The organism is Acinetobacter lwoffii (assembly GCF_049367455.1).
Taxonomy (GTDB): domain Bacteria; phylum Pseudomonadota; class Gammaproteobacteria; order Pseudomonadales; family Moraxellaceae; genus Acinetobacter; species Acinetobacter lwoffii_W.
In genome coordinates this window covers 1379703-1399132 of record NZ_JBMPXW010000001.1, presented here as the reverse complement: position 1 = coordinate 1399132, position 19430 = coordinate 1379703, and the positions used below count along the sequence as shown (strand labels likewise).

16 protein-coding genes are annotated in these 19430 nt (G+C 45.0%); 12 read left to right on the top strand and 4 right to left on the bottom strand.

Annotated features, from left to right (window positions below):
• Positions 1 to 636: 636 nt before the first annotated feature.
• The 4 genes from mhpT to ppk1 all read left to right on the top strand — a co-directional run bounded on the left by mhpT (position 637) and on the right by ppk1 (position 6083).
• On the top strand, positions 637 to 1842 hold the full coding sequence (mhpT, locus tag ACO1B7_RS06680; protein ID WP_039902479.1) for a 3-(3-hydroxy-phenyl)propionate transporter MhpT: 1206 nt from the start codon (positions 637 to 639) through the stop codon (positions 1840 to 1842).
• A 296-nt stretch (positions 1843 to 2138) separates the two neighbouring features.
• Complete coding sequence (gene pncA / locus ACO1B7_RS06675; RefSeq protein WP_004281251.1) at positions 2139 to 2768, top strand: bifunctional nicotinamidase/pyrazinamidase; 630 nt, start codon at positions 2139 to 2141, stop codon at positions 2766 to 2768.
• Positions 2769 to 2894: 126 nt separating this feature from the next.
• Complete coding sequence (locus ACO1B7_RS06670) at positions 2895 to 3842, top strand: bile acid:sodium symporter family protein (RefSeq protein ID WP_423089934.1); 948 nt, start codon at positions 2895 to 2897, stop codon at positions 3840 to 3842.
• Between the two features lie 177 nt (positions 3843 to 4019).
• A complete protein-coding gene (ppk1, locus tag ACO1B7_RS06665) occupies positions 4020 to 6083 on the top strand; it encodes a polyphosphate kinase 1 (protein ID WP_423089933.1) in 2064 nt (687 codons plus the stop codon).
• Positions 6084 to 6177: 94 nt separating this feature from the next.
• Here the strand turns inward: ppk1 and ACO1B7_RS06660 are convergent, their stop codons facing one another.
• A complete protein-coding gene (locus ACO1B7_RS06660; protein WP_423089932.1) occupies positions 6178 to 7431 on the bottom strand; it encodes a hypothetical protein in 1254 nt (417 codons plus the stop codon).
• Positions 7432 to 7508: 77 nt separating this feature from the next.
• Between ACO1B7_RS06660 and serB the strand changes: the two genes are divergently transcribed.
• The 3 genes from serB to ACO1B7_RS06645 all read left to right on the top strand — a co-directional run bounded on the left by serB (position 7509) and on the right by ACO1B7_RS06645 (position 10102).
• A complete protein-coding gene (gene serB, locus ACO1B7_RS06655) occupies positions 7509 to 8729 on the top strand; it encodes a phosphoserine phosphatase SerB (RefSeq protein ID WP_004281255.1) in 1221 nt (406 codons plus the stop codon).
• Positions 8730 to 9146: 417 nt separating this feature from the next.
• Complete coding sequence (gene aciT / locus ACO1B7_RS06650) at positions 9147 to 9482, top strand: ciprofloxacin tolerance protein AciT (RefSeq protein ID WP_034703185.1); 336 nt, start codon at positions 9147 to 9149, stop codon at positions 9480 to 9482.
• A 140-nt stretch (positions 9483 to 9622) separates the two neighbouring features.
• On the top strand, positions 9623 to 10102 hold the full coding sequence (locus ACO1B7_RS06645) for an SCP2 sterol-binding domain-containing protein (protein WP_004281258.1): 480 nt from the start codon (positions 9623 to 9625) through the stop codon (positions 10100 to 10102).
• 100 nt (positions 10103 to 10202) lie between these two features.
• On the opposite strand, the gene dtd is transcribed toward ACO1B7_RS06645, so the two are convergent.
• Positions 10203 to 10643, bottom strand: coding sequence for a D-aminoacyl-tRNA deacylase (dtd, locus tag ACO1B7_RS06640; RefSeq protein WP_004281259.1), 441 nt, complete (start codon positions 10641 to 10643; stop codon positions 10203 to 10205).
• A 227-nt stretch (positions 10644 to 10870) separates the two neighbouring features.
• Between dtd and ACO1B7_RS06635 the strand changes: the two genes are divergently transcribed.
• The 5 genes from ACO1B7_RS06635 to asd all read left to right on the top strand — a co-directional run bounded on the left by ACO1B7_RS06635 (position 10871) and on the right by asd (position 16307).
• Positions 10871 to 12385, top strand: coding sequence for a catalase (locus ACO1B7_RS06635; protein WP_039902484.1), 1515 nt, complete (start codon positions 10871 to 10873; stop codon positions 12383 to 12385).
• A 185-nt stretch (positions 12386 to 12570) separates the two neighbouring features.
• The gene (locus ACO1B7_RS06630; RefSeq protein WP_005250223.1) at positions 12571 to 13101 is read left to right on the top strand and encodes an ankyrin repeat domain-containing protein; all 531 of its coding nucleotides are present in this window, start codon (positions 12571 to 12573) and stop codon (positions 13099 to 13101) included.
• Between the two features lie 119 nt (positions 13102 to 13220).
• Positions 13221 to 14426: a nicotinate phosphoribosyltransferase gene (gene pncB, locus ACO1B7_RS06625; RefSeq protein ID WP_004281262.1), complete on the top strand. Its 1206-nt coding sequence runs from the start codon at positions 13221 to 13223 to the stop codon at positions 14424 to 14426.
• Between the two features lie 184 nt (positions 14427 to 14610).
• Positions 14611 to 15459 (top strand): sulfurtransferase, encoded by an 849-nt coding sequence (locus tag ACO1B7_RS06620; RefSeq protein ID WP_039902485.1) that lies wholly within the window; start codon positions 14611 to 14613, stop codon positions 15457 to 15459.
• Positions 15456 to 16307, top strand: a complete 852-nt coding sequence (gene asd, locus ACO1B7_RS06615; RefSeq protein WP_004281264.1) for an archaetidylserine decarboxylase — start codon at positions 15456 to 15458, stop codon at positions 16305 to 16307. The genes ACO1B7_RS06620 and asd overlap by 4 nt, the downstream gene beginning before the upstream one ends.
• A gap of 185 nt (positions 16308 to 16492) precedes the next feature.
• On the opposite strand, the gene ACO1B7_RS06610 is transcribed toward asd, so the two are convergent.
• Both ACO1B7_RS06610 and argS read right to left on the bottom strand, forming a co-directional pair.
• Positions 16493 to 17110 (bottom strand): SPOR domain-containing protein, encoded by a 618-nt coding sequence (locus ACO1B7_RS06610; RefSeq protein ID WP_004281265.1) that lies wholly within the window; start codon positions 17108 to 17110, stop codon positions 16493 to 16495.
• 299 nt (positions 17111 to 17409) lie between these two features.
• Positions 17410 to 19200, bottom strand: a complete 1791-nt coding sequence (gene argS / locus ACO1B7_RS06605; protein WP_004281266.1) for an arginine--tRNA ligase — start codon at positions 19198 to 19200, stop codon at positions 17410 to 17412.
• Between the last annotated feature and the right edge of the window lie 230 nt (positions 19201 to 19430).

Here is a 19430-nt window from a genome sequence, read left to right as displayed (position 1 = left end):
TAGATTTGCATTGAATTGAATATTGCTTATGCAAATTATGACTGATCAAACGCATAAGAACAATATGCTTTAGTAAAAGCTACTGAATTCTTTATACAAAGCCTTTTGGAAACAATCAAGTAATAAATAAGATGATTTATAAAGCAAAATCCTGAGACCAAAGTTATGTCTCCAGTCTAGACAATGGAGGAGATTACCCCAAATGAACCCAATAATGATAAGGCTTGTGCAAAAAAGATCAGCTGAAAACTGCCATTTTTATGCCTTTTAATTTTGGATTAATAGTTATATTGGATAAATTGAGACCTCGTACATCTTGATCGCACTCTCGCACCAAAACAAATAAAGTCAAAAACGACTAAGACTAATCTTTTTTAAATATCAATAGATTGAGAATTTTTTTCTTATCGGTTAATTTTTTAACTTGATGTATAAGCCTTAAACTCTAAGTCTTGAACTTTATGGTGTTCTGATTAAGTGTTTTTGCGACTTTATTAGTCAGCATCTTCAATTCATCTATTTCAGCTCCTTTAGGAATATCTAAACAAAACGTTCAACTTATTGATAGTTATTTCTGCAATCAGCCTCATAGATGATGGCTGTCTTTTGTAACGCTGATTGAACAAGGATAATCCAATGGAAAAATCAGACAATAAGCACGCGATCATCACGGTAGTGATCTGCTTTCTGATCGCTGTGATTGAAGGCCTGGATATTCAGGCTGCCGGGATTGCCGCTGCTGGTATCCGTGAGCACTTTGGTCTTGATAGCTCACAATTGGGTGTGTTTTTTAGTGCAGGGATTCTGGGCCTATTGCCTGGTGCACTGGTTGGTGGGCGATTTGCGGACCGCATTGGCCGTAAGAAAGTCTTGATCTGGTCGACAGCAGTATTTGCTGTATTTACCTTATGTACCGTGTGGGTGAACAGTTTCCACAGTTTGCTGGCAGTTCGTTTTCTGGCGGGTGCGGGTCTTGGCGGTGCAATGCCGATCTTAATCACGCTAGCTTCTGAAGCCGTGGCTCCTCAAAACCGTGGACGTGCCGTGGGCCTGATGTACTGTGGCATGCCAGTTGGTGCAGCAATTTTATCTTTAATTGCGGCGACTGAATTTGGCGCCAACTGGAAAAATGTTTTCTATCTCGGTGGCCTGTTACCGATTTTTGCCATTCCGCTGATGATGCTATTTTTGCCTGAATCGAAGGAATACCTGAAAGCACAGAATAAAACGGCTGCAGAGCTTGCTGTTGCACCGCAGGGTTCATTCAAGGACCTGTTTAATTCGGACAACCTGTTACGTACGCTATGTATCTGGGTGAGCTACTTCTTTACCTTGATGGTGGTTTACATCATGTTGAGCTGGCTGCCATCATTGTTTATGGAACTTGGTTTCACACGTAAAGATGGTTCAACCGCACAGTTCTACTTCATGGTGACAGCGACGATTGGTACGATTATTTTGGGTATGCTGACCGACCGCTGGAAGAAAGCCTATGTGATCCTGTTGATGTACGGCGGTATTCTGGCAGGTCTGTTGGCGCTGAATGGCGCAAGCTCGCTGAACCAGATGTATATGGCAGCCGCATTGGCCGGTGCCTTCGTGATTGGCTGTCAGGGTGTACTGTATGCCTTCGGTAGTATCGTTTATCCCACAGAAGTGCGTGGTACTGGTGTTGGTGTTGCGTCTGCAGTTGGCCGTATCGGTGCCATGCTGGGTCCAGTCATTGCCGGTCAGTTATTGACAGCAGGTTTTGGTGCTGCGGGGGTTATTACTGCTGCGATCCCATGTATCATCATCTCTACATTATGTATGCTGTTCCTGGTAAACCGCACTAAAGTGTAATGTTCCAAGATTTAAAAAAGCCTGCTTTTGCAGGCTTTTTTTATTTTCAGAATTTAAGAATTAAATACACTGTTTTATTATTAGAAAGATTCATCACTTTATTTTAAAACTTATTTTTTTGCAGAGATCTAGCTCGGAACCCATCCTTTTTTGTCAAAAATAATGAATCTATTGATCTGCTCATATGCGCATGCTGAGAATACACAGTCATACCATTTTTAGCAGCAGGGCTAAAAATCATGGGGTATTTTGCGCTATGATTGGGCATAAATCGAGATTTCAATGGATGAAAACAGATGCAGAATAATGTCGCTTTACTGGTCGTGGACGTACAGAGAGGATTTACCCCGGGGGGCAATCTGGCTGTAGCCAATGCTGACCAGATTATTCCAAATATCAATTTATTGGGGCAGCATTTCAAGCATATTATCCTGACCCAAGACTGGCATCCGGACAACCATATTTCTTTTGCAGACAACCACCCCGGCAAAGCAGCCTATGACAGTATTCAGCTGGATTATGGCAGTCAGGTCTTATGGCCAAAGCATTGTGTACAAGGGACACTTGATGCCGAACTGCATCCGGATTTAAATTTACCGCAAGCACAACTCATCATTCGCAAGGGCTTTCATCCTCAAATCGACAGTTACTCGGCCTTTATGGAAGCTGACCGGAAAACCATGACGGGTCTTGCTGGCTATCTGCGTGAACGTGGGATTGATACCGTATTTGTGGTCGGAATTGCCACAGACTTTTGTGTGGCCTGGACCGCAATCGATGCCTGCAAACTGGGCTTTAAAACCTATGTGATTGCCGATGCCACCAAGGGCATTGACCTGAATGGTTCCTTGCAACATGCCTGGCAGGATATGCTGTCGCATGGCGTAAAACGTATCTATGTGAAAGATATCGTTCAAGCCGCTTAAAGCTGGATAGGGATAGAATTTAAATATTCCTTTGATTTTATTTATATTTAAATATAAAAATTCAGGCATCAACGGATGCCTGTTTTATCTTACTTTTTCTCCCTTAATGTCACCTGGATGAAACCCATGTCAGCCTTGCTCCAGTTTAGCCAATTTGTCCAAAAAACCTTTGCTTTATGGGTGGTGCTTTTTTCCGGCATTGCCTTGATGATCCCTGAAGCTTTTGTCTGGTTACGGGCTTATATTCCGTGGATGTTGGGCATCATCATGTTCGGCATGGGGATGACCATGACGGTAGGCGATTTTAAAAGTGTCCTGCAAAGTCCGAAAGCGGTAGCGATTGGCGTCGTCGCCCAGTTTATGGTGATGCCGGGTTTGGCCTTTTTGCTGTGCAAGCTGTTCCAGCTGCCACCAGAGATTGCCATCGGGGTAATCTTGGTGGGTTGCTGTCCGGGCGGAACTGCATCCAATGTGATTACCTATATGGCCAAGGGCAATACTGCCTTGTCGGTCGCCTGTACCTCGGTTTCTACGTTACTGGCGCCCATTCTAACTCCGGCCATTTTCTACTTGTTGGCCAGTCAGTGGATTGAAATCAATGCCTGGTCGATGCTGGTGTCGATCTTACAGGTGGTGTTATTCCCGATTATTCTGGGCTTAATCGTACGGGCGCTACTCAAGCAAAAAGTCACGGCCTATATTCAGGTAATGCCCTTGATTTCTGTGATTGCGATTGTGGCAATTGTCGCGGCGATTATTGCCGGCAGCAAAACCCAGATTCTGGAGTCTGGGTTAATGATTTTAGGAATCGTGGCCTTACACAATGGTATGGGCTATTTACTGGGTTATTGGGCCAGTCGTATATTTCACTTGGCAGAAATAGACTGTCGTGCAGTATCCATTGAAGTCGGTATGCAGAATTCTGGTCTGGGTGTGGCTTTGGCGGCAACCCATTTTGCTGCATCTCCAATGACAGCTTTGCCAAGCGCCATTTTTAGCCTGTGGCATAATATTTCAGGGCCAGCTTTAGCCACTTATTGGGCTGCCAGACAAACTGAAAAAACAGACACCTAATTGCAGTTTGATGACAGCGCGCAACAAGCCAGAGGATGATTTTTTATAATTTTAAAAATTAAAATATTAATTTATATGGATTTATCGAACTTTGTAACATAAGTGTCATGAAGTCTGCCTAAGATCGCCCCTCAATGATGTGAAACAACAGACTGTAATCAGCAGCATTGAGAGGGCATGGAACAATTTCAGCATTCGTCAGCGACCTATTTTAATCGGGAACTTTCCTTATTTGAATTTCAGCGTCGTGTCTTGGCACAAGCACTTGATCCGAATTTACCGATTTTAGAGCGCTTAAACTTCCTGATTATTTTTTCCCGTAATCTGGATGAGTTTTTTGAAATCAGGATTGCCGGGCTGATGAAACAGCAAGACCTGAATGCGACTACCCGGACGCCTGATGCTGTACCCACCGAGCTGATTCTACAACAACTGTCCCAGTCCATTCATGCCACAGTGAACAAACAGTATGAGGTTCTGAATCATGCAATTTTGCCTGAACTCCAGGCGCAGGGGATTCAGTTTCTTAAATACCAGGATCTTCTGGAAAAACACAAGGCCTGGATCGCGGCCTTTTTTGCCAAAGAAGTACAACCGGTACTGACCCCGATCAGTCTGGATCCTTCACATCCTTTTCCACGTTTGGTGAATAAAAGTCTGAACTTTATTATCAGCTTGGAAGGTAAGGATGCTTTTGGCCGTGAAATCGAAATGGCAATTGTGCCGGCACCGCGTTCCTTACCGTGCCTGATTAAAATTCCGGAAGACGTCACCGGAAACAATACCACCCAGATTTTTCTGACTGCGATCATTCAGCAGCATATCAGTGATTTGTTCCCGGGCATGAAAGCGACCGGATGTTATGCCTTTCGAGTCACCCGCAATGCCGATCTGGTATTGTCGGAAGATGTTGACGATCTGGCCGTAGCCTTAAAAGACGAATTGTGTTCGCGCCGCTTTGGTCGTGCAGTACGTCTGGAAATTGAAAATGACTCTCCACAGAACATCATCGATTATTTGCTGGATGAATTTGATCTGACGGAACAGGAACTGTACCGGATTGATGGACCGATCAATTTGTCCCGCCTGAGTACCAGCTTTGAGCGTCCAGAATTAAAGTATCCGCATTTTAGTCCGGTGATTCCCAAAATTTTCCGTAAACAGAAAAGTATTTTTGAAATTTTAAAGGCGCAGGATGTGCTGCTGCATCATCCTTTTGATTCATTCCAGCCGGTGATTACTTTACTGCGGGAAGCGGCCAAGGACCCGGCGGTGCTGGCGATCAAGCAGACGCTGTATCGTAGTGGTCCGGATTCGGAAATTGTTCAGGTGCTGGCAGAAGCCGCACGGAATGGCAAAGAAGTCACGGCCGTGATTGAACTGCGGGCGCGTTTCGATGAGGAATCTAACATCATGGTGGCCAATATCCTGCAAGAAGCCGGCGCGGTCGTGGTCTATGGCATTGTCGGTTATAAAACCCATGCCAAAATGATTCTGATTGTCCGGCGTGAAAATCAGGAATTACTGCGTTATGCGCATCTGGGTACCGGAAACTATCATGCCGGTAATGCCCGCATGTACACCGATTATGGCCTGATGACCACACAGCCGGATATCTGTGAAGATGTGCACCGCATGTTCCAGGAACTGACCGGCATGGGGAAAATGGCCAAACTGAAAGCCTTGCTGCATGCGCCGTTTACCCTGCATAGCGAACTGCTGAAACTGATTGACCAGGAAAAGGAATTTGCCCTGGCCGGCAAAGCTGCGCATATCATCATCAAAGTGAATGCGCTTACCGAACCACAATTGATTGCTGCCCTGTATCAGGCTTCGCAGGCTGGGGTAAAAATTGACCTCATTGTGCGTTCAATCTGCTGCCTGATTCCACAAGTCACCGGCCTGTCAGAGAATATTCAGGTACGTTCAATCGTCGGACGTTTCCTGGAACATACCCGAGTCTATTATTTTGAGCATGGCGGCGCCAAGAAACTGTATTGTGCCAGTGCTGACTGGATGGGGCGCAACCTGTTTTCCAGGGTTGAAACCTGTTTCCCAGTACTGGATCCAGAGCTGAAAAAACGGATTTATAAAGATGGCCTGATCAGTTATTTAAAAGATTGTCACAATGCATGGGAGTTAGATGCCGATGGTCAGTGGCATAAAGTCTCCTGTCAGGATCCGGCCCAGCCATATAATGCCCAGCAATATCTGCTGGAACAAAAACAGTTAAAAATTTAAGGGATAGGCCAAGATACGCTGGTGTATTTGTTTTATATCCATAAAAAAGCCGGATGTTGGATCCGGCTTTTTTAATTGCAATATTCAGTGATATTTATGAGGCTTTGGACTGTTTGGATTTTAGAATTTCGGTTCTAAAAGTCTGTGCCAGTTCAGCGCTTTCAGCATCCATGCCATTCACCACAAAAGCATGACGGGTCAGGACATTGGTTGGATTCGGCATGCTGACCAGCTGGAAGTGATCACTCACATCTTTCAGCAAGGTGTTCGGTACATGTAAGGCACTTTCTTTCGCGACCAGATGCTGAGTCAGGCGCTCAGCGGCCTGTACCGAGCTGAGCTGCATCTCCTCGACTTTAGAGGCAATCGCGCTACGGGTTTGTAGCACAAAACGTTTTTCTTCACGATAGCGTTTATACAGCACTTCCGAAAGCAGCTGAAACACGGCACTGATCATGGTCAGGCAGGCCAGGGCATTCGGTTTGTCTGCCGCGATACTAATGGTGGCACCTTTTTCATCAAATTTATGTACGGTACAAATATCAGAACTATTCAATTTATTGCGTTGCACACAGAGTTCGGTGGCTTTATTCAGGAAAATCTGGCAGAGATTGAAATAAGGCACTGAAACGGTTTTATTCACGCTATCCATTAATTGTTTTGGATCGTAGAACTGAATGTTTAAGCTCAGGCTATCGCTCTCCAGTACCGCCGGCTTATGTTCTTTTTCTTTGGCTTTATTTTTCACTGCCTGTTGGGCTTGGGCAATCGCCAGTGCCGCATTATGCTTTTCCTGTTCCAATGCCTGAGTCAGGTTCTGAATTTCGAATTTCAACCGTGATTCATTATTGATGCGCGCCAGATATTCAGTCCGACTTGGACGTGCCACGGCACGATAAGCGACCCAGAGCAGACCATGAATGATGAAAGAGAACAGAATCGCCAGCCATTGCGTGCGCAAAATTTCACCAATACTTGGCTCAATCAGGGTGATTTCAATCACACCGACTTTTTTCTCGTTTTGCAGCGCATCACGGACAAAAACTTCACCCTCGCGAGTTTTGGTCAGTCCGCCAGTGGCTAAAACTTGAGCTTTTGCATCCAGAATCCGGATGGAAGCTACACTGGGATTGGTGGCATAACGATTTGCCAGCAACGCCAGAGAAACGCGGTTGGGTGGTTCAAGCTCAGACAGGCTGTCTGTCACCAGTTGACTGGTGATCAGCTGTCCCTGATTGGCACGGTTTTCATTCAGTTGGTGAGTGGTTGCCAATACCAGTAAAAAGGTATGCAGAGCAAAACTTACAATCAATAGGCTAGCAAATAGCCCTTGTCTAGGCGCATTCAACGTAAACTTCCAAGGCAATTCTGTTCAATTTCGATTATGATTCTAACAATAGTTGTAGCTCAGACCCGAGTCAATTCATGCGAGAAATCATTCTTATATCATTCTTAGGACCTGACCAGCCTAATCAATTTACACGATTAATGCAGGTTTTGTCCGCCCATTCCCTACAGATTTTAGATGTAGGGCAAGCGGTTATTCATAATCAGTTAACCTTAGGTATTGTTGTAGCCTCTGAAGACCAGACAGCGACAGCATTAGCCATGAAGGAGATCCTGATTCTAGCACATGATATCGGGTTAACTGTGCGCTTTAAACCGATCTCTGCGACTGAATATGATCAGTGGGTCAAAGAGGGTGGACGCACACGTTATATCGTAACGGCATTGGCCCCTGAATTAAATGCCTCTCATCTGCAAGCCGTGACCCAGATTGTCTCGGGTCAGGGTTTTAATATTGAAACCGTGACCCGTCTGTCTGGCCGTCCAGCTTTAGATGGTCAGAGTGCCGGGCCAAAACGTGCCTGTGTCCAGTTCGGTTTAAGTGGACAGATGCTGGATGCTGCTGCCATGCGCGCGGCCTGTCTCAGCCTGTCGAATGAACTGAATGTCGATGTTGCGGTGCAGGAAGACAATGCCTATCGCCGTAACCGCCGTCTGGTTTGCTTCGATATGGACTCAACCCTGATCGAGCAGGAAGTTATTGACGAACTGGCAATTGAAGCCGGTGTTGGTGAGCAGGTTGCAGAAATTACCGAACGTGCTATGCAAGGCGAGCTGGATTTCCAGCAAAGTTTCCGTGCCCGTGTCGCCTTGTTAAAAGGTATGGACGCATCGGTACTCCCGAAAATTGCCGAGCGCCTGACCATTACCGAAGGTGCGGAACGCCTGATTTCGACTTTGAAAGCATTGGGTTACCGTACTGCAATTCTTTCTGGCGGTTTCCAGTATTTTGCGGAATATCTGCAAACTAAACTGGATATTGATGAAGTGCATGCCAATGCGCTCGATGTGCAGGATGGTATAGTCACGGGTGAAGTCAAAGGTCATATCGTCGATGGCGCACGCAAAGCACTCTTGCTCGGGGAAATCGCGCAAGAGATGGGAATTTCCCTGGAACAAACTATTGCGGTCGGTGATGGCGCTAATGACTTACCAATGCTCTCGATTGCAGGGCTTGGTGTGGCTTTCCGTGCCAAACCGTTGGTACGCCAAAATGCCAATCAAGCGATTTCTAGCGTCGGTCTGGATGGTGTGCTCTACCTGCTCGGTGTACATGATAAAGATCTGAGCCGCGCGTAACACATAGCTTTTCGGTGAAATCCAACGCGGCCTTAGGGTCGCGTTTTTTTATATTTTTAGCTTAACTTTTATCGAGGGACGGCGCAGCTTGTCTATAAATACCCCGATCATCTTAAACGGAAAATATTTTTTTTAAGTCGATGAAAGGGCATATGATTTTGTAATGACACGCCAACATCGACGCAGCAATTGATCCACAAATACTGTGAAAATAAAAAATGTAATGACAAAATAATATCGCGACAGAGTATGTCGTAAGGGGAGAAAACAGGACTTTTTTTATGCAAAAAACTCAGCATAATGCATGCATAGAGATACAAATCAACACATTCCATTTTATTGATTTAACGAAATTCAATAGGTAGGACGGTTGCAATATCAAGCATACACACTATCCTTTTGGATGGAGGGGTTTATATGGTAACAGCGAATCTAGCAACTCTCGTAGGCTTTAGTTTAGTCGCCGCGGCTGTGCTTGCTGTTTTCTTCTCGCCTTATCGTCGCTGGTTAAGTTTTATGGCTGCGGGAATGCTGGCCTGGGGCCTGATCGAAGTAATTCGAGTAGGTACTCAAGCCTTGTTTGAGCTCCCGATGACATATAGCTATCTGACAGCTTTAACGGCCGTGATGGTCGTAGTGACCTTACTGTTATTGCGTGAAGATCGACGTGCAGAGCGTGCTTTGGCTAAACGCCGTTATATCGAACATACACCAGTGTATGAAGATGACCAGCAGCAGCTATCTAGCCGTTAAGTTCTCTAATATCAGCGAAATAATGCACCTGCGGGTGCATTTTTCGTTTAGAAATATGATACAAAGTCCTGCATCTGCCTGGCTTTGATCTATGCTAGGATATTTGTCAATTTTCGTACAATTAGAATAGGCATAATTCCATGAAACTGTCCTCCATTCCTGTGCTCAAACTTCCTTTGGTTGACCTCAGTACCGATCCACTTGATTTGCTAGTCGCAGGTCTTGCATTACGTATGAAGCAGTTAGCACGTACCAGCCCGAAATTTATTGAATTGGTACATGAACGCCAGTTCCGTATTCAGATTGGAACAGATGAAGGAATGGCACGTCAGATCGTTGTGAATAATGGTCATATTGATACTGTTTCAGGTGATGCAGAAAAAGCTGATTTTGTACTGCAATTTGCTGACAGTGAACAGGGCGTAAAAACGTTGCTCAAAGGTGATCCGACTGCATTCATGACCGGTATGCAAAGTGGCACGATTAAAATGGAAGGTGATTTTGGTCTGCTGGTCTGGTTTAACCAGGTTGCGAAAATGATTCCGCCTAAACTGCCAAAACCGGTCAAAGAAAAAGTGAAAATGGCACGCCAGTTTATTAAAGAGAAAACTGGTAAATAACTCCTAATCCCCCTGCTTTAATTAAAGGAGGGGCTAGGGAAGGATTATCATAAAAAAGCCCTCATCAAGAGGGCTTTTTTCATTTTGGAACAATGACGGTTTATTCAACTTCCAGATTAAACGTTACCGGCCCATCATTGACCAGATGCACTTTCATATCGGCCGCAAAAATACCGGTTTGTACATTTTCGAACTGGCTCTGCGCATATTCAACCAGCTGTTCATACAAGACCTTGGCATCGCTTGGCGGCATGGCGGGACCAAAATCCGGACGTAAGCCTTTTTGAGTTTGCGCCATCAAGGTAAATTGGGACACTAGCAGTAAACCGCCACCGGCCTGACTGACATTCCAGCCCATCTTGCCCTGCTCATCATCAAAGAAACGGTATTTCAATATCTTATCAATCAGTTTTTTGCCTTTTTCCAGATTGTCTTCTTTACCTAAACCTAGAAAAACTAGAATACCTTTGCCAATTTCTCCGGTGGTTTCACCATCGACCACGACTTTGGCTTCCAGTACCCGTTGTAATAATGCACGCATAATCAATTTTAGTCAGATTCAAAATTGCCGCCATTGTAGCAAGATCAGATTCATCTGTTATTAAGTTAATGCCTAAAAAATGGGCTTAATTGATTGATTAGCATTGATAATATTTTAAACTATCTAAAAACACGATCATAATCATAAAGATTATCTGTTTTATCTATTTTTTGCTCTCAAGTATCTTAGCTGCATGCAGGAAAGGTATTAAATTGAGAGATTTAGAAATGTTTAAGCGTTCATTACTTGTTGCAATGCTTGCAACGGTGACAGCTGCACAAGCTGCACCATTAACCAAAGATAACGGGGCACCAGTCGGTGATAACCAGAACTCGATCACTGCGGGTCCAAATGGTTCAGTACTCCTTCAGGACGTTCAACTGGTACAAAAATTACAACGTTTTGGTCGTGAGCGTATTCCTGAGCGTGTCGTACATGCGCGTGGTACAGGGGCATATGGTGAATTCGTTGCGACCAAAGATCTATCTGATCTTACCCTCGCTTCATTGTTCAAAGCGGGGACTAAAACTCCAGTTTTCCTACGTTTCTCTACCGTAATTCATGGTAAAGGTTCACCAGAAACTCTACGTGACCCACACGGTTTTGCATTGAAATTCTACACTCAAGAAGGTAACTGGGACTTGGTCGGTAACCAGACACCGGTATTCTTTATCCGTGATGCAATCAAGTTCCCGGACTTCATTCATGCCATGAAGCCAAGCCCAGTAACGAATGTCCAAGATGCTAACCGTGTGTTTGACTTCCTGTCGAGCCAGCCATGGGCAACCAACATGCTGACTTATGTTTATGGTAAGCAAGGTGTTCCAACTAGCTACCGCGAACAGGACGGTTTTGGGGTACATGCTTACAAACTGTATAACGACAAAGGCGAATACAAGTACGTGAAATTCAATTTCCGTTCTAAACAGGGCGTGAAGGGCTTAAACGTAAAAGAAGCGGCTGAACAGCAGGGTAAAGATTTCAACCACTTGACCAATGATCTGTATAACAACATCTATGCGAGTAATTTCCCGAAATGGGATCTGTACATTCAGGTGATTGATCCTAAAGATCTAAACAGCTTTGATTTTGATCCGCTAGATCCAACTAAAATCTGGCCAACTGAGCTGGTTCCAGAAACTAAAGTCGGTACTTTGACGCTGAACCGTATGCCGAAGAACTTCTTCAACGAGACTGAACAGTCGGCATTTGCGCCAGGTAACCTGGTACCAGGCATCGAGCCATCAGAAGACCGTCTGTTACAAGGCCGTATCTTCTCTTACTCAGATACGCAAATGTACCGTTTAGGCGCCAACCACCAGCAAATTCCGGTGAACCGTCCAGTGGTAAATGTGAACAACAATAACCAAGATGGCTACATGAATATCTCTGAGCATGACTCGGATGTGAACTATGAGCCAAGCCGTAAAGAGCCAAAAGCTGCAACTGAAAAAGCACGTGCGGTTCAAACTCCATTATCTGGTCATGTACAGCAAATTGGCGTGAAAGAGCAGAACTTCAAACAGGCAGGTGAGCTGTATCGTTCATACACGGCCAAAGAGAAAGATGACCTGATCATGAACCTTACTGCTGACTTAGGTGCAGTGAAAGATTCAGAAACCAAGCACATCATGTTGTCTTACTTCTACAAGGCAGATGCGGACTACGGTACCCGTATGACCAAAGCGGTCAATGGGAACCTAGCGACTGTTAAAGCCAAAGCTGCAAAATTAAAAGACTAATCCCGATTGGTCTTGAGGAATTGGTGACTAGGGCATAGCGCATCACCTCCAAAAAGTCCTGTAATACTCCAAACCTTTCCTGCACCCTAGGGGGAGTTTTACAGGCACTCCGTTTTTCATCTCATCTCAGGATAATTCAGTTTTTCAGGACTTAAATTTCCCTTCGATTTCTGCTGGAGTTCATCATGAAAGTTATGTCATCTGTGTTTTTAGCCAGTATTCTCACGATAGGTTCCGCATTCGCAAACGTGACTGTCGCGAAGGAGATCTCCCCCGCTAAAACTGTGAACCATGTTCAGATGAACTCACAACAGGAATTGGTCGACCTATTCTTTGCTGCTGCCAAAATTGGCAATAGCGAAGTTATCAACGAATTTTTAAAACATGGCTTTCCGGTCGATGTACGCAATAAAGACGGTTATACACCACTGATGATGGCGACTTATTATGGTCATCAGGATATTGTCGCCAGCTTGCTTAAACATGGTGCCGACCGCTGTGCTCGAGATAATCGAGGCAATACAGCCTTGATGGGGGCTTTATTCAAGATGGAATTTGCGATTGCCAAGCAGCTGCGTCAGGTGGATTGTGATGCCCAGGCGAAAAAAACCGGACAAAAGACCACAGCCGAATTTGCTAAGGTCATTGGTCAGGAAAAACAGTTGCAGAAACTGATTCAGGAACAGGAAAAAGCTCAGTTCAAATCACAGAAATAAACCGGGTTATGCTTCTGATACTTTTGTCGCAAATACAGCCAGCTGTACGTAAATCCTGCATTATTGCACGACTTTTTATGCTTTAATGCAGAGATAAGCACAGCGATATTCCCTTAGTTATGGCTCCAATTATCCATTCTCTGTTAGATACTGACTTGTACAAATTCACCATGTTACAAGTGGTCTTACACAAGTTTCCGCAAACGCATAGTGTCTACCATTTCCGTTGTCGTAATCTGGAAGATACAGTCTATCCACTGACGGATATTCTGGATGACCTGAATCATCAACTGGACCTGCTGTGTCAGCTCAAATTCAAAGAAGATGAACTGCAATATTTAAGAAGCTTACGTTTTATCAAAAGCGACTTTGTCGATTATCTGGAACTGTTCCAGCTCAAGCGCCGTTTCATCAAGGCCAGTATCGACAGTCAAGGCCGTCTGGATATTGTTGTGGAAGGCCCGATGGTTCAGGCGATGATGTTTGAGATATTCGTTCTCGCTATTGTCAATGAACTGTATTTCAGCCGCATTCGCACGCCTGAAGTATTGGCAGAAGGCGAGCGCCGTTTAAAAGCCAAAATCGAGCTGTTAAAACAGTATGACGCTGCGCAAAACCCCAATGATCCACCATTCTTGGTGTCAGATTTTGGTACGCGTCGCCGTTACAGTTTCGATTGGCAAAAGCATGTGGTCGAAGAATTTCACAAAGCCGCACCGCATGTGTTCCGTGGGACCAGTAATGTACTGTTAGCCAAAGAGCTGGGCATTACCCCGATTGGTACCATGGCGCATGAATTCCTGCAAGCTTTTCAGGCGCTGGACGTACGTTTACGTAATTTCCAGAAATCTGCACTGGAAAGCTGGGTACAGGAATATCGTGGTGACTTGGGTATTGCCTTGACCGATGTGGTGGGGATGGATGCATTCCTGCGCGACTTTGACCTGTACTTTGCCAAGCTGTTTGATGGCTTGCGTCATGATAGTGGCGACCCTTATGAATGGGGTGACAAGGCCTATGCGCATTATAAAAAGCTGAAAATAGACAGCAAAACCAAGATGCTGACTTTTAGTGATGGCCTGAATCTGGAAAAAGCCTGGAAATTGCATCAGTACTTTAAAGACCGTTTTCAGGTCAGTTTCGGCATTGGCACCAATCTGACCAATGATATGGGGCAAACCCCACTCAATATTGTGCTGAAACTGGTGGAATGTAACCGTCAGTCAGTAGCCAAAATCTCGGATAGTCCGGGCAAAACCATGACCGATAATGATACGTTCCTGGCCTATTTACGTCAGGTTTTTGAGATCAATGAACCTGCCTAAGTCAGTTTGAACAATTCATAATTTTAAAGAACCGTATCTATGCAGATGCGGTTTTTTTATGCAAGAGTATTTAAGACTAGGGTTTAGCTAAAATCTTGCTAATCATCTGCAAAGAAAGCGCATAAGTCTAAAAACCAGCTGTGCTAAGATCAACAGGATTTGACCAATAATAGCCATGATAACGATGACCGCTGCAGCTTTTAATTTTGGCCTGCTGATTGAGGCAGAAGATTTAGTTCCCTATTTGGGCCATGAAAAACTTCGTATTGTCGACCTGAGCCGTGCCTCTGTGTATGAGCAGCTGCATATTCCGCATGCCTTGCATTTAAAGCCTAAACTTCTGGTGCGTCAGGAAGAAACGGCGATGGGACTGTTACCGGATACCGAAGGCTTGCAGGCTCTCATTGATTATCTGAATATTTCTCCTGAGCATCATGTGGTGGCTTATGATGATGAGGGCGGGGCATGGGCAGGGCGTTTGCTCTGGAACCTACATTGTCTGGGTTTTGAAAATACCAGTCTGTTGAATGGCGGGATTCATGCCTGGCTCGGTGCTGGTTTGCCGACTTCTTCCAGTCAGGAGCAGTTTGCACCAGTGAAGAACGTATTGCAGGTTAATCTCGAGCATCAGGCGAATTTTCAGATTGGCTATGATGAACTGCACCAACAGGTTGAAAATCAACAGGTTCAAATTTGGGATTGCCGCACGCAAGATGAATATACTGGCCTACGTTTAGCGGCTCGACGCGGCGGTCACATTCCGGGAGCACGTCATTTTGAATGGAGTACTGCCCTTAATCGCGAAAATCATTTAAAATTACAGCCTTTACCACGTACTCAGCAGCGTCTGGAACAACTGGGCTTTGATTTGAATCAACCCGTTGTGGTGTACTGCCAGTCCCATCACCGCTCAGGTTTGGCCTATATTCTGGGTCGTTTACTGGGCTGGAAAATTCGAGCCTATGATGGTGCGTGGAGTGAATGGGGCAACCGCCTCGATAGTCCAATCGCTACAGGGGAGCTGCCATCTTGAGCATCACATCACGTTTAAAACAACAGTTTTTTATTAAAGCTCAACGATTAGTACCGCAACATCGCTTGTCTCGGGTGGTGGGTAAAATTGCCGCCAGCGAAAACCCGATTATCAAAACTGCTGCAATTACTGCCTTTAAGGCGCAGTATGGCATTGATATGTCGATTGCTGAACAGGCCAATGCCCTGAAATTCAAGTCATTTAATGAATTTTTTACCCGCGCCCTAAAAGAAGGTATCCGTGCGGTTGATCCAGATGCTACGAGCATTGTTTCGCCTGCAGATGGTGCGATTTCCCAGCTAGGTAAAATTGAAAATGGCGATGTGTTTCAGGCCAAAGGCCAGAAATTTACCGTTGAAGCACTGATTGCTGATCCGCAACTGGCCGAGCCATTCAAAAACGGTGAATTTGCGACCGTATATTTGTCGCCACGTGATTATCATCGGGTGCATATGCCATTTGCTGGCACCTTGACTGAAACGTTATATGTACCGGGCGAGCTATTCTCGGTCAATCAGGTGACCGCAGAAAATATTCCGGGCCTGTTTGCACGCAATGAACGTATGGTCTGTCTGTTTGATACTGAAATCGGCCGTATGGCGGTGGTATTGGTCGGTGCGATGATTGTGGCGGGTATTGAAACCGTGGCAACCGGCAAAGTGAAGCCTTCAGGCCGGATCGAACTTAATCAGCATGATCTGTTCCTGGAAAAAGGGGCAGAACTGGGTCGTTTCTACCTCGGTTCAACAGCAGTGATTTTATTCGAAGAAAATAAAATGCAGTGGGATGCCGTATTCAAGGCCAATTCTTTGGTGAATATGGGTGAAGCGCTGGGGCATACAGTTTAAAGATTTTACCCTCCCTTTATTAAAGGGAGGTTGGAGGGATTAAATATTTTCTCGTTTAGAATAAATAAAATCCCCCTCAGTCCCCCTTTAAAAAAGGGGGATTTCCTCTCCTATTAAGGACACGGTTAGAGAGAGATCCAAATAAAAAAAAGCACCTTCAGGCGCTTTTTTTTATTTCTAGAAATTTATCGTTTCACGACGATGGAATCGATCCCGCTATTCTGCAAGGTTTGCTGTGCGATAATCGCGGCTTCTGCAGAATCATAAGGGCCTGAAACCACGCGATACCAGACTTTGCCATTTTCTACACTGCGTACCACATCGGCAGATAAACCATTGAGAATAATTTCAGCACGGCGGGCATCGGCCTGATCCGGGTCATCAAAGCTGCGGACTTGCAGAATATAACTGGCCGGAGCGGCAACAGGCGCTTCACTGGCTTCTAAGCCAGGCTCAGTTGTGGTCGCCTCAGGTGGAGCTACTTCAGGTCGAGGCGCTTCTACAATTACTACCGTATCCTGATTTTTGTTTTCAGGGACGGCCTGTTCAGGAATAGGCGTCACTTGTTGCTGTGGTAACAGGTCATAAAAACGGTAATCTTTATTGGTATCTTCTTCTTGGACAGATTCAGCACTTGTTTGAGTTTTCGGTTTGACCGGTTCCCATGGCTTCCAGAGCATCAGTGCCATTAAAAAACTTAACACGATTAAAATGATCACGAGTGTGCCGAGCCAGGTTGGAATAAGTGGCTTTTTAGGCTTATTCGGTCTTTCAGATACACCGCGCTGCGTTTTTCCAAACACTTGGGATTTTCCTCTTATTAATCGGGACATATAGAAAAGGCATAACAGCAGTTATGCCCCTACTATCACTTCATCCTATGTGATCAGGATACAAAAGTCATCCTCTAGATCACAAATCACACAGAATTTTAATTTATCTGTATCTTCAAGCACATAGCTGAAGTTACAAAATGTCTGCTCAGCAGATAAACGGCAGTGTTTTGCTTACATGCTCGCTTCGAGCCTAGCTCTTGTCTTGCATCAATGTAAAAGCAGTGCTTTGACTATTTACCTTCTTGCATCAATGTAAAAGCAGTGCTTTACATTGATTCAGGAGCTGACACACCTAAAAGTTCTAAACCGTTACGCAGTACCTGACGCACGTTCACTGATAACAATAAGCGTGCTTGGGTCAATTCAGCATCATCACCGAGTACTTTATTGTCGTTGTACCAGCCGTGGAACAAGGCTGCCAGCTCTTTCAGGTAATTACCGATTTGATGTGGTTCATAGCTGTTTGCAGCACGGACCAGAATTTCCGGATAGGCCGCTAGTTTGGCCAGGATTTCAGTTTCAGCATCAAGCTCCAGCTTAGCCGCCAAATTACGTGCTGCTGTAGCATCAAAGTTGACATTGGTAGACGCTGCTTTTTCTAACATACGACAGATACGGGCGTGTGCATACTGGATGTAATACACTGCATTGTCCTTGCTTTGTGACACAGCAAGATCCAGGTCAAAATCAATGTGCTGTTCAGACTTACGCATTACGTAGTAAAAACGTGCAGCATCATTGCCAACTTCTTTACGCAGATCACGCAAGGTCACAAACTGGCCTGAACGGGATGACATTTGTACCATCTCGCCGCCACGCCATAGGCTCACGAACTGAACCAGAAGAACCGTTAATTTTTTCGAGTCATAGCCCAGCGCATCAATGGCCGCTTTTACACGTGCGATATAACCGTGGTGATCTGAACCCCAGATATCGATGATATCGGTATAGCCACGTTGTAACTTGTTCAGGTGGTAAGCGATGTCAGACGCGAAGTAAGTGGTCTGACCATTACGACGTTTCACAACACGGTCTTTTTCATCACCGAATGCAGTGGATTTGAACCAGATGTTGCCATCCAGTTCATACAGGAAACCACGCTGATCTAAGGTCTGTAAGGCTTCTTCAATTTTGTCTGTCAATGATTCTTCGCTGAACCATTGATTGAAGGTTACACCAAATTCGCCCAGGTCATCTTTAATATCATCTAAGATAGCTTTAAGCGCGGCTTGCAAGAATACGCGGTAGCCTGTGCCAATTAACGCTTGTGAATTAAAGATCAAACCATCAATGTGTTTTTCTTTATCACCAGACAATACGACTTTATTGCCATCAGCATCTAATTCGGCTGCAAACTGTACATCTTCAGGCACATCTTTATACACGTCAGCCACAGGACGGACATAAGCATCGCCATCCTGGTCAATAATGCTTTGTGCAATTTCTTTTACGTAGTCACCCTGGTAGGCATTTTTCGGGAACACCAGTTCCTGACCCGTTAATTCTAAGTAGCGCAGATAAGTCGAAGTCGCCAGAATGTCCATTTGACGGCCAGCATCATTGACATAGTATTCGCGGTCGACTTTGGCACCAGTCGCTTCAAGCAAATTCGCAACCGTCATACCATACGCGGCACCACGACCATGACCTACGTGCAGGCTAGAGGTCGGGTTGGCAGACACGAATTCAACCTGGATACGTTTATCCGCATTGACCTGGGTACGACCATAAGTCGCCTGTTGTGCCTGAATTTGATCAAGGACTGCAAAGCGCTGGTCAGCATTCAGGAAGAAGTTAATAAAACCAGGACCGGCAATTTCTGCCTTGCTGATATCCGCCACTTCAGGCAGGGCAGCAAGAATTTTTTCCGCTAAATCACGTGGCTTCATACCCGCAGCTTTCGACGCGATCATGGCAATATTCGACGCAAAGTCACCATGGCTTCGGTCTTTGGTACGCGTCAAATTACTTGTATTGTTCCAGTCAGATGGGAGTACGCCTTGTGCCTGTAAAGTGTGCACTGCATGATCGAGAGCTGCTTGTATTGCCGTATTCATAATCAGTCGAAAATAGAGATCGCAGAAAAACAGCAAATATAGCAAATTTCAGGCTGTTTAGGTAAAAGCATTTCTAGGGAATAAAAAGTAGAAGATCACTTCACCAGAAATTTTGAACTAGAGAAAGGGGTAATAACCGGATTAATCCCGTGAAAATAAAACCAGTTTTTAGCTCAACATTTCAGATGAAAAAAACAATGCTCCACCGTACAGAATTTGGCTTATATTAG